16 protein-coding genes and 2 pseudogenes are annotated in these 24,423 nt (G+C 62.9%); 7 read left to right on the top strand and 11 right to left on the bottom strand.

Features of this window, described 5'->3' with window-relative positions:
* Positions 1-244: 244 nt before the first annotated feature.
* From recC to recD, 3 genes are read left to right on the top strand one after another with little or no spacing between them, the layout of a single operon-like run.
* Positions 245-3,517: an exodeoxyribonuclease V subunit gamma gene (gene recC, locus QMK17_RS22435; RefSeq protein ID WP_283511519.1), complete on the top strand. Its 3,273-nt coding sequence runs from the start codon at positions 245-247 to the stop codon at positions 3,515-3,517.
* Positions 3,475-6,795 (top strand): UvrD-helicase domain-containing protein, encoded by a 3,321-nt coding sequence (locus QMK17_RS22440; protein ID WP_283511520.1) that lies wholly within the window; start codon positions 3,475-3,477, stop codon positions 6,793-6,795. Before recC ends, QMK17_RS22440 begins: the two co-directional genes overlap by 43 nt.
* Positions 6,792-8,669, top strand: a complete 1,878-nt coding sequence (gene recD / locus QMK17_RS22445) for an exodeoxyribonuclease V subunit alpha (RefSeq protein ID WP_283511521.1) — start codon at positions 6,792-6,794, stop codon at positions 8,667-8,669. Before QMK17_RS22440 ends, recD begins: the two co-directional genes overlap by 4 nt.
* Here the strand turns inward: recD and QMK17_RS22450 are convergent.
* From QMK17_RS22450 to QMK17_RS22465, 4 genes and pseudogenes are all read right to left on the bottom strand, one after another.
* Complete coding sequence (locus QMK17_RS22450; RefSeq protein ID WP_283511522.1) at positions 8,631-9,497, bottom strand: TY-Chap domain-containing protein; 867 nt, start codon at positions 9,495-9,497, stop codon at positions 8,631-8,633. The two genes, recD and QMK17_RS22450, sit on opposite strands and share 39 nt — an antisense overlap.
* A gap of 234 nt (positions 9,498-9,731) precedes the next feature.
* Positions 9,732-11,204, bottom strand: a pseudogene (locus QMK17_RS22455) (sulfite reductase subunit alpha); the annotation flags it as partial.
* An 18-nt stretch (positions 11,205-11,222) separates the two neighbouring features.
* Entirely contained in the window at positions 11,223-12,677 is a 1,455-nt protein-coding gene (locus QMK17_RS22460; protein ID WP_283511524.1) for a DUF2079 domain-containing protein, read from the bottom strand.
* A gap of 118 nt (positions 12,678-12,795) precedes the next feature.
* Positions 12,796-13,770, bottom strand: a complete 975-nt coding sequence (locus tag QMK17_RS22465; protein ID WP_283511525.1) for a GTP pyrophosphokinase — start codon at positions 13,768-13,770, stop codon at positions 12,796-12,798.
* Positions 13,771-14,032: 262 nt separating this feature from the next.
* On the opposite strand from QMK17_RS22465, the gene QMK17_RS22470 reads away from it, so the two are divergent.
* On the top strand, positions 14,033-15,007 hold the full coding sequence (locus tag QMK17_RS22470; RefSeq protein ID WP_283511526.1) for a sigma-70 family RNA polymerase sigma factor: 975 nt from the start codon (positions 14,033-14,035) through the stop codon (positions 15,005-15,007).
* A gap of 62 nt (positions 15,008-15,069) precedes the next feature.
* Here QMK17_RS22470 and QMK17_RS22475 read toward each other — a convergent pair whose 3' ends face one another.
* The 3 genes from QMK17_RS22475 to QMK17_RS22485 all read right to left on the bottom strand — a co-directional run bounded on the left by QMK17_RS22475 (position 15,070) and on the right by QMK17_RS22485 (position 16,703).
* The gene (locus tag QMK17_RS22475; RefSeq protein WP_283511527.1) at positions 15,070-15,477 is read right to left on the bottom strand and encodes a VOC family protein; all 408 of its coding nucleotides are present in this window, start codon (positions 15,475-15,477) and stop codon (positions 15,070-15,072) included.
* A gap of 212 nt (positions 15,478-15,689) precedes the next feature.
* Positions 15,690-15,956, bottom strand: a complete 267-nt coding sequence (locus tag QMK17_RS22480; protein WP_283511528.1) for a hypothetical protein — start codon at positions 15,954-15,956, stop codon at positions 15,690-15,692.
* A 297-nt stretch (positions 15,957-16,253) separates the two neighbouring features.
* Entirely contained in the window at positions 16,254-16,703 is a 450-nt protein-coding gene (locus QMK17_RS22485; protein WP_283511529.1) for a DUF2867 domain-containing protein, read from the bottom strand.
* A 52-nt stretch (positions 16,704-16,755) separates the two neighbouring features.
* On the opposite strand from QMK17_RS22485, the gene QMK17_RS22490 reads away from it, so the two are divergent.
* Both QMK17_RS22490 and QMK17_RS22495 read left to right on the top strand, forming a co-directional pair.
* Positions 16,756-17,334, top strand: a complete 579-nt coding sequence (locus QMK17_RS22490; protein WP_283511530.1) for a TetR/AcrR family transcriptional regulator — start codon at positions 16,756-16,758, stop codon at positions 17,332-17,334.
* Positions 17,335-17,478: 144 nt separating this feature from the next.
* A complete protein-coding gene (locus QMK17_RS22495; protein WP_283511531.1) occupies positions 17,479-18,639 on the top strand; it encodes an NAD(P)/FAD-dependent oxidoreductase in 1,161 nt (386 codons plus the stop codon).
* A gap of 182 nt (positions 18,640-18,821) precedes the next feature.
* Here the strand turns inward: QMK17_RS22495 and QMK17_RS22500 are convergent.
* Positions 18,822-19,483, bottom strand: a pseudogene (locus tag QMK17_RS22500) (indolepyruvate decarboxylase); the annotation flags it as partial.
* A 181-nt stretch (positions 19,484-19,664) separates the two neighbouring features.
* Here QMK17_RS22500 and QMK17_RS22505 point away from each other — a divergent pair.
* Positions 19,665-20,762 carry a hypothetical protein gene (locus QMK17_RS22505; RefSeq protein ID WP_283511532.1) on the top strand — a complete coding sequence of 366 codons (1,098 nt, stop codon included), beginning with the start codon at positions 19,665-19,667 and terminating at the stop codon, positions 20,760-20,762.
* Here QMK17_RS22505 and QMK17_RS22510 read toward each other — a convergent pair.
* The 3 genes from QMK17_RS22510 to QMK17_RS22520 are packed head-to-tail and all read right to left on the bottom strand — an operon-like array spanning position 20,759 to position 24,422.
* Complete coding sequence (locus QMK17_RS22510; RefSeq protein ID WP_283511533.1) at positions 20,759-22,195, bottom strand: GntP family permease; 1,437 nt, start codon at positions 22,193-22,195, stop codon at positions 20,759-20,761. The two genes, QMK17_RS22505 and QMK17_RS22510, sit on opposite strands and share 4 nt — an antisense overlap.
* On the bottom strand, positions 22,192-22,833 hold the full coding sequence (locus QMK17_RS22515) for a bifunctional 4-hydroxy-2-oxoglutarate aldolase/2-dehydro-3-deoxy-phosphogluconate aldolase (protein WP_283511534.1): 642 nt from the start codon (positions 22,831-22,833) through the stop codon (positions 22,192-22,194). Before QMK17_RS22515 ends, QMK17_RS22510 begins: the two co-directional genes overlap by 4 nt.
* Positions 22,830-24,422, bottom strand: a complete 1,593-nt coding sequence (locus tag QMK17_RS22520; RefSeq protein ID WP_283511535.1) for an N-acyl-D-amino-acid deacylase family protein — start codon at positions 24,420-24,422, stop codon at positions 22,830-22,832. The genes QMK17_RS22515 and QMK17_RS22520 overlap by 4 nt, the downstream gene beginning before the upstream one ends.
* Between the last annotated feature and the right edge of the window lies 1 nt (position 24,423).

A 24,423-nucleotide genomic window follows, 5' to 3' on the forward strand; every position in this document is an offset into this window, starting at 1 on the left:
CTGCTGACGCGTACATCAGGGGCGCGAGTTTCCGAGGGTCGGACTTCGGCAGTCTCGGCGCTGTGGTCACGCCGATCGCTGCCCCGATAACTGCTGACGATTGTCCAGAGTGGAGGCGGCTGTGGTCGGCGATTCGAGCCGACTGCATGCCCTGTCGTGAGACCGGATCTGAAACAAAACTTGTCGGTGCCTCGAGTAGGGTCATGTGCATCGGTTCGGTTCGAGTACGACGAAGGGGCGGAAGTTGGTACTGAGGATTCACCGCGGCGCCAGTGCATCCTCGCTCGCATCTGCATTGGCCGACGTCCTGGCAGTGCCACTGGCGGATCCGTTCACCGCGGAGGTGGTCTCGGTGCCGGCCCGCGGAGTGGAGCGGTGGCTGACACAACGGCTTTCACTGTCGCTCGGTTCCGTCGACGCAGACGGAATTTCGGCGAACATCGAATTTCCTTCGCCTGCGGCTCTCGTCGAGAACGCGCTCGCATCGGTTCGGAACGTCGATCCCGACGACGAACCCTGGTCGCGCCGTCGAATGCTCTGGGAGACATTGACACTGATCGACGAATCGATCGATCAACCGTGGTGCTCGGTGTTGGCCGCACACCTCGGCAACGGCACCGACGAGCACCGCGCAGGACGTAGGTGGTCCACCGCAGCGCACCTGACGGATCTGTTCGGAAGCTATGCCGCCGATCGGCCGGCGATGATCACCGATTGGGCCGCCGGAGTCGACAGCGACGGACTCGGGGGCACCTTGCCCGTCGATCAGCAGTGGCAAGCCGAGCTGTGGCGATCGATTCGCGCTCGCATCGGGTCTCCGAGCCCAGCCGAACTGTTGGAGAGCAGTTGCGTTTCCATCGCAGCGAATCCGGGTTTGCTCGATCTTCCCGATCGTCTGTCGATTTTCGGTGCCACTCGATTGACCACCGATCAGCTTCGGGTCGTTGCAGCACTCTCCGGGCACAGGGATGTGCATTTGTGGATTCCGCATCCGAGTGAGGTGATGTGGAACAAGCTCACCGAGCAGAAACATATCGGTCGGCGTCGTGACGATCGGTCCGCATTGGCACTCGAACATCCTTTGCTTTCCAGCCTCGCCCGCGATGTTCGCGAGCTGCAGTCCCGCATTCTCGGCATCGATGCGACAGTGGAACATACTGTCGGTCCGGCAGATTCCTACCCGTCCACGCTCCTCGGGTGCGTGCAATCCGATATTGCGTATTCGCGAAAGCCGGTCAGGTCCGCTGTCCCCGACGGCACGATCGCAGTCCATGCGTGTCACGGCGCTCCGCGGCAGGTCGAAGTTCTTCGCGAGTGCCTGCTGCATCTGTTCGACGGTGACCCGACGCTCGAACCACGGGATGTGCTCGTCATGTGTCCCGACGTCGAGACGTATGCGCCCTTGGTCCGAGCGGCGTTCGGGCAGGGTGGTCTCGGACATCCAGGTCACAAACTCCGAGTCCGGCTTGCCGATCGAGGGCTGCGGCAGACCAATCCACTGCTCGCCGTCGTGGCGACAGTGCTCGATCTCGCGGTCGGCCGGGTCACGGCCAGCCAGGTACTCGATCTCGCGGCGTCCGGTCCGGTGCGCACACGGTTCGGATTCGGCGACGACGATCTCGAGCGGCTGCGCGAGTGGGTTCAGGTGTCCGGGGCACGGTGGGGTATCAACTCGCGCCAGCGCAGTCGTTTCGGTCTCGGTGACTTCGCTCAGAACACCTTCAATTTCGCGATGGACCGTCTGTTGCTGGGAGTGGCGGCCGACGAAACCTCGCACGAGTGGCTCGATCTCGCGTTGCCGGTGGACGACGTCGACGGAAACGACATCGACCTCACCGGCAGGCTCGCCGAATTTCTGGACCGACTGGCAGTCGTGTTGCGTGATCTGCAAGGCCCACAGAAGGCCGCGGAGTGGCAGACAGCGCTGGTTCGCGCACTCGACCTTCTCACGGACACCGACGCGGCCGATCAATGGCAACGCGCACAAGCTCTTCGAGAACTCGCTGACTCGACCCGGTACGGCGACGAGGTAGTGCTCAGGCTGTCGGACGTGCGTGCCATGCTCACTCGTGCACTCGCGGGGCGACCGTCTCGCGCGAACTTCAGAACGGGTGAACTGACGGTATGCACCATGGTTCCGATGAGATCGGTGCCGCATCGCGTAGTAGTCCTGCTGGGTCTCGACGACGAGGTGTATCCGCGTGCGGGAAGTCTCGACGGGGACAACGTGCTCACGCGTGACCCGGCGATCGGCGAACGCGATGTGCGCAGCGAGGACCGGCAACTGCTACTCGATGCCGTCATGTCCGCCGAACAGAAGCTGCTGCTGTTCTACACCGGCGCCGACCCTGTGTCGGGAATGGTCAAACCACCTGCAATTCCGCTGACCGAGTTGCTCGACGTCATCCGAACCACGGCCGACGCCGACATCGTGCAGCGTCACCCGCTACAGCCTTTCGACGCTCGGAATTTCGACCCCCGCTCACCGTTCAGTTACGACCGCGCGGCCCTCGATGGAGCGAGAGCAATTCAACGAGAGCCCGCCGCACCGCCGCCGTTTCTGCCGGGGGTCTTGCCTCCCGCCCAACCCGGCGACATCGAACTGAGGGATCTGATTGCGTTCGTCGAACATCCGATTGCCGCATTTCTCAAGCAGCGCCTCGGAATCCGTGTCCCTGATCTGGACGACGATGTCTCCGATTCCCTCACCGTCGAATTGGACGGGTTGCAGAAGTGGGATATCGGCGACCGGATGCTCGCCGAGCGACTTGCGGGCACCGCTGTAGCTGATTTTCGCGCCGCGGAGTGGAGGCGCGGCACGCTGCCACCTTTCGGGCTCGGCGACACTCAACTCCAGGACATCACCCGAGCGGTGGAAGCCCTGTTCGAGGTGTCGCGCGATGTCCACGCAGGCGAATCCCATGTGCTCGATGTATCGATCCAACTGAGTTCGGGTCGCCGAGTCACTGGGACGGTTACCGGTATTCACGGCAATACCATCGCCCGTACCTCGTACTCGAGACTCGCGCCGAAACATCGACTGGCCGCCTGGGTTCGCGTTCTTGCCGCTCGGGCTCAAGACCAGTCCACAGCCTGGCAAGCGCTGACGACCGGCCGAGGACCAGGCCGTCGAGCTGCTTGGCGCTCGACCATCACGGCGCCGGTCGATGCTCTCGACCTGCTCGAGAAGTTGGTCGAACTACGCGACCTCGGCCTCGCATCGCCGCTGCCGATGGGGCCGACGGCATCGGCAGCCTACGCCGAGCGAAGATTTCGGGGAACATCCGCCGAGCTCGCCATGGACGCGGCAGCGAAGCAGTGGAACGACAAGTTCGGCGACATCACCGATCGCAGCATCGCGTACGTACACGGACGCTCTCCCGAGTTCATGAGCGTTCGCGACGCTGCTTTCGGTGAAGGGGTCCCGCGCTGGGGTGACGAAACGACGGCCTTCGGCGCGTTGTCCTGTCACCTGTGGTGCCCGCTTCTGGACGCCGAAACGGAGGGACAGCCGTGACGGATTTCGATCTACTGGGGCCGTTGCCGCAGGGTACTACGGTGCTCGAGGCAAGCGCCGGTACCGGAAAGACGTACGCGATCGTCGGGTTGGCGACGCGTTATGTTGCCGAGGGGATAGCAGAGATCTCCGAGTTGCTGCTGGTCACTTTCTCTCGCGCGGCAACCCAGGAACTGCGGGAGCGCACTCGAAATCGGTTTGCCGAGGTCGCTGCAGAACTCGGCGAGCCGTCCCCACAGACGAGCACCGATGCGCTGGTTCGGCATCTGGCACGCGAGGACGCCCCGGCCCGTCGGCTCCGTCTGATGCGCGCACTATCCGAATTCGACTCCGGCACAATCGCTACCACGCACAGTTTCTGCCAGCGCATGCTCGACGGCCTCGGGATTGCAGGTGAACGCGAACCGGAGACGACACTGGTCGAGGCCGTCGACGACCTGACAGGGGAGGTCGTCGTCGACATCTATCTTCGGCGATACAGTCGCTCGGAATTCCAGCCGCCGATCAGCCCGAACGATGCACGTCAGGTTGCACGGGAAGCCGTGCGCGATCGTCAGGCGCACCTGGTCCCCGAGCCGACAGACGACAGCGAGGCCGGCCACCGCGTGATCTTCGCCGAGGAAGTGCGCGCCGAAGTCGGGCGGCGTAAGCGATCTGCGGGCGTGCGCGACTTCGACGATCTACTGAGTTTGTTGCACGGTGTTCTCGTCGACCCGATCCACGGTGAGTCGGCCTGCGCTCGGGTCCGCGATCGCTTTCGAGTGGTCCTCGTCGACGAGTTCCAGGACACCGACCCATTGCAGTGGGACATCCTGCGGCGTGCGTTTCACGGTACGTCGACGCTTCTTCTCGTCGGAGATCCCAAACAGGCGATCTATGCCTTTCGTGGCGCCGAGGTACTCAGTTACCTGGATGCCGTTGCGCTCGCTGATCGTCACCTGGAATTGACCACGAACTGGCGAAGCGACGCGGGCCTCCTGGCGGCACTCGAAACCGTCTATGCCGGTGCTGCTCTGGGACACGACGACATCGTCGTCCACCCCGTTGCCTCGACGCACGCACATTCAAGGATTCCGGATGCTCCACCGCTGAGGGTTCGATACCTACCGAGGACGGGTGCGGGGCCGCTGAACAAATCGGGATTCCCCGCAGTCGGCGCCCTCCGAAGCCGCGTTGCGAACGACCTCGCCGCGGACATCGTCGGCATGCTCGAATCTCCAACGAAGCTGGCGCTTCCCGGACATGGCGATGTCGTCACACCAGGTGATGTTGCGGTACTCGTGCGCACTAGGTCGCAGATCAGTCTCGTTCGAGAGGCACTCGATCAAGCCGGGGTTCCCTCGGTGCTCGCCGGTGGTTCCAGTGTGTTCGAGACGCCGAGCGCAACCCAGTGGCTGTGGCTGCTTCAAGCGATCGAACAACCCCATCGAGCGGACCGGGTGCGGTTGGCCGCTCTGACACCGCTGCTCGGATGGACGGCGGACACACTCGACGCGCGAGGAGACGATGCTGTCGCCGAGGTGAGCAGCACGCTGCGCGACTATGGAGTGCTGTTCGGGCAGGCAGGGTTCGCCGCGGTATTCGAGAAACTGTCGGCCGAGACCTCGCTCGAAGCGCGACTACTCGGAATACGCTCCGGTGAGCGTCAACTGACCGACCTGCGGCATGTCGCCCAGCTCCTCAATCGTGCAGCGGTCGAGGAGTCGTTCGGTCCGAGTGCACTCATGAGATGGCTCACCGACCGAATCGAAGATCCGGCGTCGGGAAGTGTCAGTGATCGAAGCAGACGTCTCGACAGCGACGCGGCGGCAGTCCAACTAGCGACAGTCCACGCGAGCAAGGGGCTGGAATTTCCGGTTGTCTACGTGCCCTACGCGTGGGACGCATCGAAGAACCCATACCCGAGCACCCTTTTGCTGCACGACGAGAACGGCCAACGGGTCCTCGACGTCGGCGGCAGCAGCGGGCTGGGCTACGCCCAGCGGAAGCTTCTGCGGGACAAAGAAGAAGCAGGCGAAGAGCTCCGGTTGCTGTACGTGGCGTTGACTCGCGCACAGTGCCAGGTGGTGTTGTGGTGGGCGCCGTCGTACGGGACATCGTCCTCGCCGCTGCACCGGCTGCTGTTCGGTAGAGTCCCCGGAATCCTCGCGCCCGAGGACAAGATCAAGGTTCCCGACGACGCCGGTGCCGCCCGTCGGCTCGAATCTTGGGCAGGGTCGTCGGCAGGGAAGATTTCGATCGAGTCAGCAGGCGGTGCCGCGCCACGGCCAATTCGAAATGTGTCCGACCGCCATGAAATCGAGCTCGATGCTGCGACGTTCGGGCGATCACTCGATCATGTGTGGCGTCGCACGTCGTACTCGGCGCTCACGGCAGGCGCTCACGAGAGCCCAGGAGTCAGCAGCGAACCCGAGCAGCCGGATAAGGATGACGAACCCGCCTTCGAGCCTCCCGCCTTCGAGTCTCCCGTCGACGAGACCCTCGAAGGCATTGCCTCGCCGATGAACGGGCTGCCTGCAGGCGCGGCGTTCGGAACCCTCGTCCACGAGATCCTCGAGCACCTCGACACCGGGGCCGAGGATCTCGAAGCCGAAGTACTTCGTCGCTGCGTCGATGCAGTCGGTGAACGGCTGGCAGACATCGAACCGTCAGACTTGGCGTCGGCATTGCTGCCGGTGCTGCGAACACCTCTCGGGTTCGGCACGCTCGCCGACATTGCACCGGCCGATCACCTTGCAGAACTGGACTTCGAGCTCCCGCTGGCAGGCGGCGATGCTCCGGTATCGCAGACTGTGACTCTGCGCGCAATCGCTGCCCTGATGCGGAAATATCTGCCTCTCGGTGACGTACTGGCTTCCTACGCCGACCAGCTCGAGATGCTCGAGTCGACGCCACTGCGCGGATACCTCACCGGAAGCATCGATTCCGTGCTTCGAATCCCTGGTCCGAGGTACGTCATCGTGGATTACAAGACAAACAGGTTGTCCACAGGTGACCTCACCGTCATGAATTTCACTCGCGACCGAATGGCTCAGGAAATGCTGCGCTCGCACTATCCGTTGCAGGCGTTGCTGTATGCCGTCGCGCTTCATCGATACCTACGTTGGCGCCAGCCCGGATATGATCCGGGCACGCATCTCGGGGGAGTGCAGTACCACTTCGTCCGAGGAATGGTCGGCCCCGAAACACCTGAGGGCTGCGGCGTATTCGAATGGAATCCTCCGGTCGAACTCGTCACGTCCGTCTCCGATCTGCTGGCAGGGATCGAGACCTCATGACCGAAGCGAACTTCGTTCAGCGGGCCAAGGGCCGCCTCCGAACATTCAACGAAGCCGGAATCCTCGCCGCAGCTGACGTCCACGTCGCACTGAGACTCGGGTCGTTGGGTGGGGAAACATCGGAGGACGTTCTGTTCGCGACGGCACTGGCAGTCCGAGCTGTTCGGTCCGGCTCGGTGTGTCTCGATCTGAATCGCCTGCGCGATGTCACCGTCGATGAGGAATCCGACGTCGACATCGAGTCGCTTCCATGGCCGGAACTCGAGGATGTGACCGCTGCACTGCGGGCGAGTCCGTTGGTACTCGGTAGCGAACGAGGTCCACTGAAGCCGCTGCGGCTGGTGGACACCGACGAGGGTGAGCTTCTGTACCTGCATCGGTATTACTTGCAGGAACAAACAATTCGGCTCGTGCTCGACGGCCGCGATGTGACGGGCCCTGAGGTGGATGCCCAGGCGGTTCGGGAGATGCTCGGCACACTGTTCACTGCCACCTCGGAGGATGGCACAGATCAGGTCGCGGCCCCTGCGCCCGACCGCCAACGCATCGCGGCAGCGCTCGCTGCAACGCGGTGGACCACAGTGATCGCGGGTGGGCCAGGCACCGGCAAGACACACACCGTCGCACGTATCCTCGCCATGTTCGCGGCGCAGCACGGCCCGGGTCTTCGTATCGGACTCGCGGCACCGACCGGCAAAGCCGCTGCGCGACTTCAGGAATCGGTCACCGAACAGTCACCGGCGCTCTGTCTGCCGGACGGCCTGACGGCGATGACGCTCCACCGTCTGCTCGGATGGCAACGCGGAAGCAAGAGCCGATTCAAGCACAACGCGTCGAACAGGCTGCCTTACGACGTAATCGTCATCGACGAGACGTCGATGGTGTCTCTGACGATGATGTGCAGACTGCTCGAAGCGGTCAGGCCCGACACACGGCTCATTCTCGTCGGGGATCCTGATCAGTTGACCTCGGTCGATGCAGGCGCTGTGTTGTCCGATCTGGTTGCGCGTCCGGTTCGCGGTGACGCGAACCCCGAGCTCCTCGCCTTGATCGCTGGCGACCTCGACGCGAAGGACGACCCTCACGAGGCGGCACTGTCCGTGTCGGAGAGAGATCGCCTGCGGAGCGGAGTGGTTCGCCTCAGCCGAGGGCGGCGGTTCGGCGGAGCGATCGCCGAACTGGCCGTCGCCGTGCGCGACGGACGGGCCGATCGGGTGATGGAACTCCTGCTCGACGGCGGCGAGCAGCTGTCCTTTCATGCGCCGGCCGACGTCGGTGCGCTCCACGCCGACATTGTTTCGACGGCATCGAGCGTGACCGAGGCAGCGCGTGCGGGACACGCGACCGAGGCGTTGTCCGGGCTGGAAACGCATCGCTTGCTGTGTGCACACCGGCAGGGTCCGTTCGGGGTGCAGCGGTGGGCAAGACAAGCAATGGAATGGGTGGGCGAAGCGTCGGGCGAGTTCTTGGACTCGGCCCGGTGGTACGCCGGTCAACCTCTCCTGGTGACTGCGAACGATCACGAGGCGCGCATCTACAACGGTGACACCGGCGTGGTCGTGGACACCGGAGGGACTCTCATGGCGGCCTTCCAGCGCGGAACCGAGCCGCTCTTGGTACACCCGAACGTTCTGTCCTCGGTGCAGACCGTCTACGCCATGACGATCCACCGCAGTCAAGGCAGTCAGTACGACACAGTGTCGGTGATGCTGCCCGACCGAGCGTCATCTCTACTGACGCGCGAGCTTCTGTACACCGCCATCACGCGCGCACGACAGCACGTACGGATCATCGGTACCGAAGATGCCATCAGAGCCGCGGTGGAACGTCAGGTGTTACGAGCCAGCGGACTTCGCCGGACGATCAGGTCCTGACAGCCGTCGCTCGGCAGCCGCAAGGCTCAGCGCAGTGTCGAACCAGGAACGGGCCTGTAGCTCCCACACCCGTGCTGTCGATTCGGAGTTGCGATTTCGCAGATAGGCCCCATAGCGCGCGCACTCCCTTGCATGGCGATGTGCATCGTCGGCAAGACCGTCGATATCCTCGCTGCCGCACACCGATACCACCGTGTCCGGATCCACCCGTGCGCCGAGGAGTTCGCAGAACGTATGCAACGACCTCAACGCAATCGGGAGTGCGTCGACCGAGGGGAGCTCGACAGCGGAGGCATGCACCGCGTCGGTGGTGTCGTTGTTGAGTTGCGCGGGGCCCGATTCGTCAGAGTTCGGACCTACCGACCATGCGCTGAGAAACGACGGATGGGGGACATTCCACAGTTGAACGAAAGTCGCGACCGCGGCGGCCGCCATGAACGACGCATCGACTCGATGCTGATCGAGAACGTAGTCCATCACGGTGCCATCGGCAGCAGGCTTTCCCGGCTCGGTCCACCCCAGCAGATGAAGGTCGAGGTCGAGATGCTCGGGTGAGCCTGGATAGATGTAGGACGCCAGGGACGCAACTCCGACAATTCGCTCTGATTCCACGGCGACAAGGTCGATGTACGGCCTTTGCCCCCGCTGTCCGGGCGTGGCCTGGGCAGCGGTGATCGTGATGTACGCACCTTTCGGCATGTCCGCCAGGTGCGCGGTCAGATTGCCCTCGAACCGCTGCCACACACGGGCAAGTTCGGAGTCGAATCTCAGGTTCGTATCACTGCAGTTCGAATTACCGCGCTGCTCGTCACCATGTCCAGCACCCACACGCGCTCCTTCGTCGATCACCGTCGAATGTGCACTCGAAGTCCATCCGGTCGATTGGTGGGCTCCGCACTTGCTGCTCTGCAGTCAGAAAGATAGCGGGTGGGTCCGACAAACTTCTGGAGGCGCACGGACGCGCTGTGCGGAGTGACGCGGCGATCCCCTCCCGCACCCCCGCGACCACGGCTTCGGTCACTCCGATCTGGGTGCCCAAGCCGGGTGAGGTGCCCACCCAGGTCAGTAGACGTCGCGTAGATAGCGCTTCGAGCGCTTGAGATCGGCCACGTAATCCTCGGCCTGCTCGGCGGATCGGCCACCGTGTTCCGCGATAACATCGTGGAGAGCCGTATCGACGTCCTTCGCCATGCGGGTGGCGTCGCCGCAGACGTAGAAGTGCCCGCCCTCTTCGAGCCAGCCGTACAGTTCTTTGCCGTTCTCGCGCATCCGGTCCTGTACGTAGACCTTTTCGGTTTGGTCGCGAGAGAACGCAAGATCGAGCCGCGTCAGAACTCCGTCGCGCGAGAGGCCGTCGAGGTCGTCCTCGTAGATGAAGTCCTCGGCGCGGTGTCGGTCGCCGAAGAACAACCAATTCTTCCCCGACGCGTTCCGTGCGCGCCGCTCGTACAAAAAAGCGCGGAACGGAGCAATACCGGTACCGGGCCCGACCATGATGACGGGTGCATCGTCGTCCACCGGGAGCCTGAACGACTTGTTCGCGGAGAGGAACACTCCTGCAGATTCACCTTCGGTGACTCGATCGGCGAGGAACGTCGAACACACGCCTCCGCGATCACGCTCGGCCGAGCGATACCGAACACTCGCAACCGTCAGGTGGACTGTGCCCTCGTGGGCCAGGGGAGACGACGAGATCGAGTAGACACGGTGCTGTAGCGGCCGCAGCAGGTCCAGCAGTTCCGCGGGGGCGAGTGAAAGATTCTCGTCGAGAGCCAGCACGTCCAGGACATCTTTGCCCCAGGTCCAGGCATCGAGCGCTTCTCGGTTGCCCGTGGAAAGCACGTGTTGCAGCTCCTCGTCGCCGGAGCGTTCGGCGATCGACTCGATGAGATCCATCGACGGCACGCCGATCTCGTACGAGTATGTGAGCAGCTCGTCGAAGCGCTGTTCGGAGCCCTTGATGGTGACCGTCGTGTCCGGGGCGACGCGTAGCCGGCCCAGCAGCGCATCGACGAGCTCGGAATTGTTGACCGGCTTGATGCCGAGGCCGTCGCCGGCTTCGTAGACGACGCCGCTGTCGCCGAGGGAGAACGCGTAATGGCGGACTTCCTTCGACGATTCATGACCCGATAGCACCCGGTTGGCCAGAACGGTTGCGCGATAGGGGTTCTTCCGATTCCAGGGTGAACGTTTGGATGGGGCTTTGACGGGCTTCGTGGCCGGTTCCAGGGCGCCGTCGGTGGCGGGCACAGTGGTTTGGAGCCGTGTGGCCGCTGCATCTTCGTACTCGACGTCGCGGTCCAGAAGGTCGGCCGTGCGGGTCGCCCCGAGTGCTTCCAGTCGTGCGTCGATGATTTTCCCCGCCTTACTGAATCCGTAGAAGCCGGTGTCCTCCAGCGCCATGACCGGAAAGTATAAGCCTTTGAGTCGGCGCGCCGAGCCGGAGACGACCGCATCTCAGAATAGTTGGGCGCTATCCGGCATTTCGCCCGCTCCGTAGGTGGAGGTCACAACGAGGAGTCGGGGAAAAGCGGAAAAGCGTTCAGTCGACCGCTACTGCCGGCCGAGAACCTCGATCCCGTTGGACTCCTCGCGGACGACATAGCCCGAAGCGAGGGCCGAAGCGAGGGCTTTCGAGTCTCCTGCGGCATCAGAGGGCCAGCCGGCAGGATTTGCTCGATTGACGACGATCCAGTCCGGCGTCGAGGTGTTCGTCGACCTCTGCGGGAACACCGTGACGTCGTGAGTCGAGACGAACTGAGGAACGAGATTGTTCGACGCGCCAATGGTGTCGCCCTCGGGGATCGAGCCCGAAATCTGCTGAGCTTCGGTCGCCTGCGGATCGGTTTGCCAGCCGCCGGCAGATGCAAGTCTGGCCATCGGCAGGAACGGCAACGCGATGAGTGCGAACACGGCTACGACACCGAAAATGAGTCGTTGTCCACGGTCGGACAGCTGGTGGTGTTTCCTGGCCCGCACAATCGCATCGATCAGAGCGGCGAAGACGATCACCATCAAGAGTGCGTTGTAGTGAAAGATCGGCTTCCAGAAGTTGGAGTTATCGCTGAGGAACCGCCAAGCGAACGTCGGAAGCGCCACCAGAAGCAGCGGGGAGCGCAGCGCGGCGAACCCTGTCACCGCGAGGAACAAGAAAGCAGTGGCCGCTCGTGAATCGCCGGCGACGACTCCGTGGGCGGTATCGGCGATACCCGAGCCCAGCGGCGGGAGTTTCGATCCCTGTCCATAGGAGTCATCCGCACTGAGCAACGGAATGATCACCTTGACCGCCAGTACGACCCACGTGAGACCCCACACGATCGTCAAGAGCCCGAGCACGCGCGTGCGTCCCACGGTCCAGAAGGCGACGAGTCCGCCGATCACCGCGACCGTCAGACCCATGTCCTCCTTCACGAAGACGAGGGGCAGTGCCCAGAACAGGGCCTGGTGCCACCGCTGTCGGCCGAGAGCGACCATGGACATCGCCAGCAACGGCATGGCAAAGGCAATTTCATGGAAGTCGAAATCGAGAGCTGCCTGCACCCCCCAGGAGAGTCCGTAGCCGACCGCGACCACGACCCCGGCGATCGCCCCGAACTCACGCACGGCCCATCTCGAGAGCGGTACGACTGCCGCGGCGAAGAGAACGGCCTGTGCGACCAACAGTGTCTCCGGCGACGGAAACGCCCGGTACACCGGTGCAAGGAGGGCGGTAATCGGTGAGAAGTGATCTCCGAGGGTGTTGTATCCGGTACCGAGAAGGTCCGACGTCGGTGCTCGCAGATCCGCATATGACGAGATCTGCTGCACGAAGATCCCGAGATCGAATCCCGACGTCCGAAGCTGACGGTGACCCAGCACCCCGAGCAGCGCGTACAAAGGAGCAAGCAGTACAAAAGCGACAGCGGGTACGACTCGATCAGCGGTCAGCCGGGGGCCAGTGCGTGTCGGGCGAACCCTTCCTGTGTTCGATCCGACCACACTGTGCGGAGATATCTCGGTGGTAGTCACAGGGACTGTTGTCTACCCGACTTACTTAGGATCATCCTGAGAAGCGCTGGCCATCGCGGCTGCACGACAGCCGATACCTTTCATCCACTCTGAATCCAACGAGTGATCTGCTGAGCGATCAGGAGTGTCGCTTCCGCGCGCCTTTCGACGGGGGTTGCGAGGAGAGGTGATAGTACAGAGCGTCTTCCGTGTCCTCGACGACGACGCGTACCACGTCACCCACTTCGAGGTAGTCGTCGACGGCGATGCGGTCCTTCGCGCCGATGACGGCCTTCACCGATCGCGCAGGAATAAGGCCTCGCCTACCGTCGGGGCCGACGGCAAGCGCATACCGTGGGCCGGTGCGTGTGACTCTCGCAGAGATGATGTCCGAGTCCTTGGGGACCGGACTCGGTTCGGCGACAGCGTCTTTCGACACGGTGGTCTGTGAGTCGAGCTGAGCGGCGAGATCGTCGGCCATGGAGTCGACCTGCAGCAGAAGTTCGGCCATGGTCCGAGCCTGATCCTCGTGTGTCTTCGTCGGCTTCAGTGCCTCGCCGGGCTTGTACATGTCTTCGTGAGTGAGTTCGCCCCACGCGTCCTGCAGCCTCGTCTTGACCTGAACCTCGACTTTGACGTCGAGATCGCCCTGATGTGTTGCAACTCGAACCAACAGAACAGCGTGGTACGCCCGGTACCCACTGGGTTTGGGGAACGCGACATAATCCATGGGTTCCTTGGCGAAGCGAACGGAACACTCCGGGTCGTTGCATGCCTTCTCCAGCGCATCGACGAACGCATGGAGATCCCGGGGGCTCTTGCAGAGCACCTTGATCCCGATGAGGTCTCCGAGCGCATCGACGACATCGTCGACACTGGTCGGCTCGGTGATACGGCCCTCGGCAATTTTCCTACGCAGCTTGTCCGCGGCCCGCGCCGGTTCCTTGACACGCGCCGATTGTGCGTTGAGGCGATCGCGGTCGACGTTGTCGAGTAACTCGTCGGCGATGGTCTCCAGAAAGTTCTGCGCCGTGACCAACGCTGCCTGCCACGCCCGCCGTCGTTCGGCGTAGGCGTCGTCGACGAGATCATCGATGCTGGTGGAGGCTGTCACGTGTATTGCTTCCGCTCGGGTGTCGACCTGTGGTCCGTAGCTTTTTGAAGGCTAGCGCAGCGATGATCGTATCGCCGTGAGCCGAACCGCAAGCGTTCGCGGATGTCTTGGGCAGGGAGCCGATCGGGTGTCCGTGCCAGGTACCGAAATGAGAATTGCCGGACACTGCATCGTCCCAAGCGCCCATTTCAGATCGATCCTGTTCTCTATACGTGCGCTGAACACGAGCATCCGTCGGTGTGTAGCACTAGTCTCTTCAAGCATGACGGCCACGGTCGCAGAGGGCGACGCATTCGTTTCGCAGTTCGATCCTTACCGGCGAGAGCTACTCGCGCATTGCTACCGGATGACCGGGTCTATTCATGACGCCGAAGACCTGGTCCAGGAGACATATATCCGCGCGTGGCGCGGATACAGCAAATTCGAAGGCCGGTCGTCGATGCGGACCTGGTTGTATCGAATCGCGACGAACACCTGTCTGACGGCGCTGGAGGGCAAAGCGAAGCGTCCGCTACCGACCGGCCTCGGCGCTCCCAGTTCCGATCCCACCGATGATTTGGTCGCCCAGCACGAAATCGCGTGGCTCGAGCCGATCGCAGATTCGGAGTTGAGCGATTCGGGTGACCCGGCGGCCATCGTCGTGGGCCGCGAATCGATCCGGTTGGCGTTCGTGGCTGCCCTTCAACACCTCTCTTCTCGGCAGCGAGCAGCGCTGCTGATGCGCGAGGTTCTCCAGTGGAAGGCGTCGGAGGTGGCCGAGGCCTTGGCCACCACCACAACGGCGGTCAATAGCCTTCTCCAGCGGGCCCGTGCGCAGCTCGACGAGATTGCCCCGACGGAGGACGGCGTTCTGGAGCTGTCGACGGAGAGGACTCAGGATCTGTTGAAGAAGTACGTCGACAGTTTCGAGCGGTACGACATCGATCAACTCGTCGAGTTGTTCACCGAGGATGCGGTGTGGGAGATGCCACCGTTCGAGGGCTGGTACCAGGGCGCGGAAAATATCGGAACGCTGATCAAAGGAAACTGTCCTGCGCAGAAGGCAGGCGATATGCGCATGGTCGCCACTTCGGCGAACGGTCAGCCGGCGTACGGCTTGTACATGCGAGACGAATCAGGCGTCCACAAGGCATTCCAGCTGCACGTGGTGGATGTGTCCGGCGAACGCGTGAAGCATGTCGCCTGTTTCTTCGATCTGACTTTGTTCGAGCGATTCGGTCTGCCCGACCAACTCTGAGGCCCTGCAGGTTCGGCTTTCTCGAACCGAACCTGCAGGTTGTGACTTCTTCGGCTGTAGTTCTAGCCGGCTGGGATCGCGCTGGGGTCCATCCACATGACCTCCCAGACGTGATGGTCGAGGTCGCGGAACGCGCGGCCGTACATGAAGCCGTGGTCTTGCGGCGCCATCCACGGCGTTCCGCCTGCAGCGATTGCCGCGTCGACGAGCGAGTCGACCTCGCTGCGACTGTCAGCGGAAACGCACATCAGGACCTCCCGGGACTGTGTGGCGTCCGCGATGGCGTCGGAGATGAAATCCTTGAAGCGTGATTCCGCCAGGAACATCACGGTGGCCTGGTCGCTGATGATCATCGACGCCGTGTTCTCGTCGCTGAACGCTGCGTTGAACTCGAAACCGAGGCCTGCGAAAAACGACTGTGTCGCGGCGACGTCCTTGACTGGCATGTTGGCGAACAGCATTCGGGACATGGCGGTATCTCCTGTGGGGATGAGACGCTAGGAACGACCTGTTGGTCGGTCTTGCTCATATGGACACGAGCCGCATTGGAAATTCATCGCCGACCCGACATCGATTTGTATCGGGCCGCTCCGAGGCCTGCAAAAACCGACTCCGCCCCGCCGGCGAACAATTGCGTTCGCGGGCGGGGCGGAGTCGGTAAGAAAAGGAGGGGGACGCTTTTCTAGCGGGTCGCCGAAGCGATACGTGCGAGCATCCGTGAGAATGCCGATCCGTCCGAACCGAGATCGTCGAACGTCGTCGACGGGGTCGTGATGGCTGCATTGTCAGTAGCGGCAGCCAGTCTGCGCACCAGTTCGGTGCGATGCTCGATCGCGCTGAGAATGTCGGCGTCGAGGGTGGCAACCTGCTCGTGAAGCTGGTCGATCTCTAGTTCGTGCGTCTGCGCTTCGTCGGTGCTGATGGCGAGCGAATCGATTTGCAAAGTCACATCGTCTCCTTTTGTTCGCGTCCTGAGGAGGTAGTCGTTTCGCTCCCTGGAACTGTTACATGCACGTTCTACGTTTCAACGATGTTTCGTCACCCTTACCAAGATGCCCAGTGTTGTGGCCTGGGCCAACCTTTTCGGGGTGTGACGATGCCAACAATCAAGATCGAACTGGGTTGTCGGCACCACACAACCGACACCAGGGTGGCTCCAGGTGTCGTCAGGGATCGTTAACGTTGCATCCGATCCCACTTCCAACATTCGGAGCCGGTTGCCCTTGGTACTGCTCCCAATCTTCAGTTATCGAATTCGTTTGCTGCCGACGCGCTCGGCAGCAGACTTCATCATCGAACGGGTGATGGGGTCGTGCAGGATCGAGACGGGGGCGAAGTAGACACGTCCGACCACACCCTTGAACTTCACCGCGGTGACCACGTGCAGTAGTCCGGCCGCGGGCTCCGGCTTCACGGTGGCTGCGAAGTGAAGATGCTTGTCGTCCGTGTCGATGACGGCCTCGTTACCGACGATACGGTCGAACGTGAGCATCGACGGCTCACCCGGGGGAATTCGCAGAACTTTGGCAGCGACCTCACGGAGAACTAACAGCGCCTTGACCAGGATTGGCGCATTCTGAACGTCGAATATTGCGCGTGCCCACTCGCCGGGATCGGAGGACGAATCCGTTGAAATTGCGATCGTGGTGGTTGCTGCCCAGTCGGGCGTGGGAAGAATGTCGAACGCTGCAGACATGTGAGCCTCCGTACGGTGCCGTATGTTGACTTACGTACGGTACCGTACGGAGGTGCCGTCGAACAAGGAAAGGCCTGGCCTCACGAGGGAGGCGTGGATCACCGCAGCGTTCGAGGTGCTGATGAAATCGGGACCGAGGGCAGTGGCAGTCGAGCCGCTTGCCCGTGTCCTCGGGGCGACGAAGGGCTCGTTCTACTGGCATTTCGACAATCGTGAGGAGCTGTTTCGTTGCGCGCTCGAGCGGTGGGAGGAAGCGAACACGGCAGAAGTTATCGCGCTGATCGATCGAGCCGACGACGATCCCCGGGTCCGCGCCAGGGCGCTCATCGACCTCGTCACTGGGTCAGATTTCCGACGCGGTGAATTGGACATGTTAGTAGCCGCCGACAATCCAGACATCGCCACAGCATTGAAGCGTGTCACCGAAGCTCGGATCGATTACGTGAAACGCCTGCTTGTGGCCGCCGGGTTCACCGACGACGTCGCGCGCCGACGTGCATTCCTGGCGTACTCGTCGTACCTGGGGCGCATGCAACTGTCGTACAGCGTTCCGGAGACGTTGCCTGCGACGTCGGAGGAACTCCAACTTTTGGCCGACGAGTTCATGGTGGTGCTGTTCGGTCCAGGGTGAGTCCGACCGCCCCCCTGAGATCGGTGAGGTCCGAAGCAAGCGCGTGCCGGTCGAAACCGTTCGGGAAGGCCGGTATCGATGTCGTGATTGTCTGAGACGCATCCGGGGTAGACGTGCATGGTTGTCTACTGCAAGGAGTGCTTCGTGCGATACGACTACCTCATCGTCGGCGGCGGAATGGTCGCCGACAATGCTGCCCGCGGGATCCGCGAGAACGACAAGAACGGCACCATCGGGATTTTCTCCGCCGATAGCGACGAACCGTACGCCCGCCCTGCTTTGTCGAAGAAACTGTGGACCGACAAAGACTTCGGCCGAGACGAAGTTCCGCTGAACACGGCGTCGGACACCGGTGCGGAGATTCACACCACTACTCGCGTGCAGTCGATAGACCGTGAGAACCGAACCGTGACCACGGAGTCCGAGGACACTTTCGGGTACGGGGAGCTGTTGCTCGCCACCGGCGGTGCGCCGGTCCAGCTGGATGTGGCGGCGAGTCCGCGCGTCATCTACTTCCGCACGTTCGCCGACTACCGCGCGCTGCGGGAGCAGGCGTCCACCGCAGGCCACATCGTGGTCGTCGGAGGCGGCTACATCGGAACCGAAATCGCATCCGCGCTCGCTCTGAACGGTGTGAAGGTCACGTTGGTGACAAGTGACCCCCACGTCGGCTCACACATGTTTCCCGAATCGCTCGCACTGTCCTTCGACAAGGGCTTCACCGACCACGGCGTAACTGTGCGGCGCGGGGTGAAAGTGACGTCGGGGGCAGAGGCGTCGGCGCGCGTGCAACTGCAGCTCGACGACGGCTCGTCGGTCGAAGCGGACGCGATCGTGTTCGGTCTCGGCGTCCGACCGAATGTCGGGCTGGCCGAGAGCGCGGGGCTGAAGCTCGACGACGGCATCGTCGTCGACGAATTCCTTCGCACCGAGGATCCGCACGTGTACGCAGCGGGTGACGTCGCAAACTATCCCGATGCGATCTTGGGGCGCCGACGGGTGGAGCACGTCGACAACGCCACCGAGATGGGCAAGGCGGTTGGGCGGATCATGGCAGGCGGCACTGATCCGTACACCTACACGCCGTACTTCTACTCGGACGTGTTCGACGACGGCTACCAGGCCGTCGGGACGGTGTCGACGACGCTACGCACCGTCGAAGACTGGAAGGACGAGCCGAAGGAGGGCGTCGTCTATTACGTCGACGACGCCGATGCGGTGAAGGGCGTGCTGATGTGGAACGTCTGGGAGGGCCTCGACGAGGCCAAGGAACTAATTGCGAAAGCGGCTCCGCCGCCCGTGTGAGTGCGGCTCCGCCGCCTGTGCGCGTGCAAGCACACCAGGGCGTATCTGAACACGCACGTGCAGGTCGGAAGCCGTGAGTACTTGGTGACACAGGGGCGTCACCAAGTACTCACCGGCCACTAGACCTTGTTCGCCGCGCTCGCGGCATCAGCCAACTGCGTCGAATCGATCTGTTGGCTTTAGAAACCGCTGACCATGTCGGTGAATTGAACTCCTGCAGCGACGAGAACGTCGGCATCCTCGATTCCCGCTCTGACCGGTTCGTCGCTGGCGCCGCCTGCGTAGATGCCGAGGAAGTTGGGAGAGCTCTCGTCGACGAGGCTCTTTCCCCACATCAGGGTGGCGTAGGCGAGATTGTCGGATGTCAGCAGGGCGGCGAGGTTGGGGACTGCGCCGAGTCGATGCACCAGAAGATCGGCTAGGACCGTCACGCTCTTGCCATCGATGAGCGCGGCGGCAGCAGCTGTGAATGCTTCCAGCGCAGTGGGACTCGTGGCATCATTGTAGGTCCGAAAGGGGCCGACGGCGCGAACGTCGGGATGCGTGCAACGTCGGTGGACAGCAGGATATAACCGGGCTTGCGTTGCTGTCGCACTTCCATCAGTACTCGATCGATTTCCAGTGTCGCCGTTGCGGCGGTCAGATTTGCTTGGGCACAGGTGATTTCGCGGCTCATTCGAAGAAAGTGCTCGAAGTCGCCGTCCCCGAGCGAGTGATGCACCAACCGTCGGGCAGCTTGGGCATCCTTGGATGGTGCGCCGACGATGTGAACAACCGGCACGTGCTCGGCGTGGCTTCCCGCTACCGCGTTCAACGCCGAGAGCTCGCCGACGCCGAAGTTAGTCGCCGACGGTGTAGGTCTCGCTCATATATCGACGTTCCATATCTGTACCTCGTGAGTACAGATCGCGGCTGGTAAGCCCATCGACAGCACTGTACGACCACGCCCGATGTGACGTGGGTCCCGCCGCAAGCGCGGAAAAACTCTGGAACAGTGGAGGCGAAGAGTGGCCGAGGAGCTGATCATGTCCGAACATGTCGAGATCACCAGCGATCGTGAACGCGTCGAAGAAAGAGTCCGTCGGTGGTGCCAACGTGCCCGCCTCGATGGCCGTCGACCTGCGTTGTCCGACGCCGCAGCCGTCGCCATTGCCGCAGGCAGGCTCGACGCACCAACCCGCACGATCCTGGCGGAACGTCGTCGCGCCGGGAAGGCATTGCCGTCGATCGGTGGATTCGGCGCGCTCCGGGTGCTCGACGACGAACGCCGACGATGGCTGTCGAAAGATACGAAGAACAAGCCAGGTTCGGCGCTCGTGTACCGGATGCGGGCTGCTGACCTGGCGAAACGTTTGGATCATCTGCGCACGGCGTTCGTGATGTCCACCAAGCACTACGCGACGGGCGTGCGAGCGGTTCGCCGGGATCGGCGCGACGGACTGCACTTGGATCTGGATCAGAGGGACGCGTTGTTCGACGCGCTGATCCATACTCCGGTCCCGAAGCAGGAGTCAGGGCCCGTTGCCGTTCGCACGGGGCTCTCGATGCTCGATTCTGCTGCTGACAGGGTTTCCGAAGTCGCGAAGAACACCCGATTCGAGGAGTTCGGCGATCGCGCCGCGACCGTCATGGCAGATTTCGCGGATCAAAAGGACGACGTTTTCTCGGGCCGATACGAGACGCTGTTGTTCGTGGCCGGATCGTCGTTCGATCAGGTCCAGAGCTCGCCTGCCTGGCGATCCGAGCATTTCGTGGTCCAACGAACGCAATTGAACCTGGTCGACGAACTCACACAGGTTGCAGTCGATGTGAATTCCCTGCGAGAGATCGTCGACGAACTCGACGGCATTGCCAACATGATGTTCGACGACGACACCCGCGCCCAGGTGGCGAGCCGGCGCACCGCACTGGATGCGGTGTGGAGCCAGCTCGTCGACCGAGTGGCCGCGCTGGTGCGCGTTGCCGAATTGGTCACCCACGCGGAAGGCGACCTGCGGACCCTCGACGTCATGCAGAAGGCGCACAGCCTGGACAACAGGATCGACGACCTCGTCGCGCGTGCTGGAAATCGTGAACTGTCAGCGGACAACACGCATTTCGTGGGTGACCAGCTCGGAACCTAGGCGACGATAGCGAACAACACAGCCGCAACCGCGAAGCTCACCACCGACAGGATGGTTTCGAGGACAGTCCACGTCTGCAGTGTCTGCTTGACCGTCATGTTGAAGAACTTCGCGATGATCCAGAATCCGCCGTCGTTGACGTGGCTCAGGATGATCGATCCCGACGCGATGGCCATCGCGACGAGAGCGGTTGCCATCGGTGAGTAGTCTTGCGCTGCCACGAGGGGCCCGACGATGCCGCCCGTTGTCACGATCGCCACTGTCGCCGATCCCTGTGCGATGCGCAGAGCACAGCTGATGACGTAGGCAAGGACGATGATCGGCAGTCCGGCGGCGGCCATGGCGTCGGCAAGCGCGATGCCGATGCCCGTCGCCGAGATGACCTTGCCGAAGAACGCACCCGCGCCGACGACCAGCAACAGCATGCCGACGGGCCGCAGTGACTCACCGGTCAACGTGCTGAGTTCCTGGACTGTCGAGCCGCGCCGGATCCCGAGAACGTAGAACGCGATCAGCACGGCGATAAGCAGCGCGACGGCCGGAGTGCCGAAGAAAGTCAGTACTTCGAGCAGGTTGCCCGGGTCGAGCAGGATGCTGCCGAACGTCGCGCCGAGGATCAGGACGAGTGGGACCGCGATGATTGCACCGATGAGTCCGACCGACGGGGGACTTGTGACGACGGGACGCTTGGTCGCGACCGAAGTGCCGCCTGAGCTTTCGGGTTCGTCTTCGGCGTCATTGATGAAGTCTTCCGGTACGTCCACGATGACGCGCTTGCCGATCCAGTTACCCCATACCAGACCTGCGGCGATGAATCCCGGTATACCGCAGACGAATCCCATCAGGATCAGCCAGCCGAGGTTGACCTCGAGCAGGCCGCCGAGCGCAACGGGCCCCGGATGAGGCGGAAGGAAAGCGTGTGTCATGGACAGCCCTGCCAGCATCGGCAGCGCATACAGGACGAGAGATTTTCCGCCTTGCCTCGCGGCAACGTAAACCAGCGGGGCGAGCACGAAGATACCGATGTCGAAGAAGACCGGGATACCGAAGATCAGCCCGAGGAGACCCATGGCAATGGGTGCGCCGCGGTCACCGAAGATGCCGAGCAGCTTGGACGTCAATGCCTGTGCGCCGCCTGATCTTTCGAGGATCGCACCGAGCACGGTGCCGAGCCCGATGATCACGGCAATATGGCCGAGGATGCCACCGAAGCCGGTCTCCAGCAGAGACTCGTTGCTCTTGATCGCAGTCCCGACGATCTCCGATACGGGCAGACCCGCCGCCAGCGCGAGTCCGAGACCCACGATCAGCAGCGCGATGAAGGGTTCGAGTTTGACCTTGATGATGACGACGAGAAGTACTGCGATGGCGAGGCCACACAGTACGAGGAGGCCGGGGGTGGACGTCCTCAGCCAGTCGACAGCGGTACTCATAGGTGACCTTTCGGGAGGGGGCGCGGGCCCAGTGAATCGACGAAAATCTGTGCACGTGCGGCAATGTCGTCCCACGCGCCTGACGCGACAGCGGACGGGGAGACGACGTCGGTTCCTGCGGTGACCGCGACCGCGCCTGCGGCGAGGAAGTCTGCGGCATTGGATGCGTTGACACCGCCCGACGGAACGAGGTTGGCGTCAGGAAGTGGCCCGAGAAGGTCCTTGAAGTGAGCTGGACCGAGCGCCCTCGCGGGGAAGATCTTCACCGCAGCAGCGCCGAGGTCCAGAGCATCCATTACCTCGGATGGAGTGAGCGCTCCCATCATGACCGGGATGCCACGTGCAGAGGCGATGTCGGCGACGGCAGGTCTCAGGCCCGGTGTCACCAGGAACTGCGCGCCGGAATCGATGGCGGCGCGGGCGTGCTCGGCGGTGAGAACTGTCCCGGCCCCGATCACCGCACCCCCGTCTGCTGCGGTCCGGATCAGCTCGAGTACACCCGGAGTGGTGAATGTGAGCTCGACGGCCCTGATCCCGCCACGCGCCAAGGCATCGGCGAGGGCAGTGGGGTCGGAGATCGACGGTGCCCGGACGACCGCCAGAGCGCGGTCGTCGAGAATCGTCTGGACTGCATTCATCGCGTCATCCTCAGTGATCGGCCGGCGAGAGTGCCGGTGGGGGAGCCGTTGTCGATGGCAAGGCTGCCATTGACGAGAACATGGCTGATTCCGATGGCCTGCTGTTTGGGCTCGTCGAATGTTGCCGTGTCTCTGATGGTGTCGGGATCGAACAGAACAAGATCGGCGGCGTTTCCCTCGGCGATGGTGCCGCGGTCGGTCAATCCGAGACGCTGTGCCGGGCGGCCGGTGAGATGGTTGATGCAGTCTTCGAGTCCGAGCACATGCTCCTCGCGGACGTAGTGGCCGAGGTATCGCGGAAACGTTCCCCACGCGCGAGGGTGTGGCCGCTCGCCGACGAGGATGGCATCACTTCCGCCCATGTGATGCGGGTGCGCCATGATTTCTCGCACGTTGCCCTCGTGTCCGACGTGCTGCAGGATCGTCGTTGCGAGCTGGTCTTGCTGGAGAAGGTCGAAGAACACCTCGGCAGGGGAGTCGCCGCGGTCGGACGCGATATCGACCATCGTGCGGCCGACGTACTGGTCCAGATCCGAGTTGGCGACGCCGCTGATCTGAATGGTCTCCCACTCGACCGTCACCCCGTGGCACCCGTCCGATCCGTTGACGTCGACGTCCTCGGTGATCCGTGCCCGCATGACGGGGTCGGCCATCCGGGCGAGAGCCTGGTCCGGCCCACCCGACATCGCCCAACTGGGAAGCAGTGCGGACAGTGTGGTCGCGCCGGGGAGGTAGGGGTATGTGTCGAGTGTGACATCGCAGCCGTCGGCGATCGCCGAATCGACTTTGTCGAGGAATTCCCGCGCACGACCACGGTTCACATCGAAATTCATCGTCGCGTGCGTCAGGTGCAGAGCGCAGCCGGTGTCCCTCGCCAGGTCCATCATCTCCTGATATGCCTCTAGTGCGCCTGCCCCGTAGGAGCGGGTGTGCGGGGCGTAGAAGCCGCCGAAATCGGCGACGACCTCGCACAATGCGCGAAGTTCGCTGGTGTCGGCATACATGCCCGGCGTGTAGGTCAAACCGCTCGACATCCCGACGGCACCTTCGCTCAGACCCTGGGCGAGCAGCTCTTGCATCCGGCTGATCTCGCGAGGTGTCGCAGGTCGTTGGTCACCGCCGACGGCGAGATACCGCAGGGTGCCCTGCGGGACGAGGTACGCCGCATTCGGAGTGATGCCCTGGTCCAGGCGGGTCAAGTACTCGGCTACCGAGCGCCACGAGAAGTCGAGGTCGGACGGGTTGCCGTTCCAACCGGCGATCTGGCGACGAACGATGTCGAGGGTTGCGTCGTCGATCGGGGCGTAAGCGATGCCGTCCTGCCCGATGACCTCCGTCGTGACTCCTTGGCTGATCTTGGGGAAGTGCCCGGGATCGGTCAGAAGCCGTAGGTCCGAATGGGCGTGCATGTCGATGAAGCCGGGTGAGAGAATGTGACCTGGCTGCGCCGTGATCACCCGGTCGGCGCTCGTCGTGTCGTCGGGGGCAGTGATGGTGGCAATGCGTCCGTTTTCGACCAGTACGTCGCGTCGAATGCGCGGCGAGCCTGTTCCGTCGACGACGTCTGCGCCGCGAATCAAAAGTTTCATG

Origin of the sequence: Rhodococcus sp. G-MC3 (assembly GCF_030063335.1) — a bacterium.
Classification (GTDB): Bacteria; Actinomycetota; Actinomycetes; order Mycobacteriales; family Mycobacteriaceae; genus Rhodococcoides.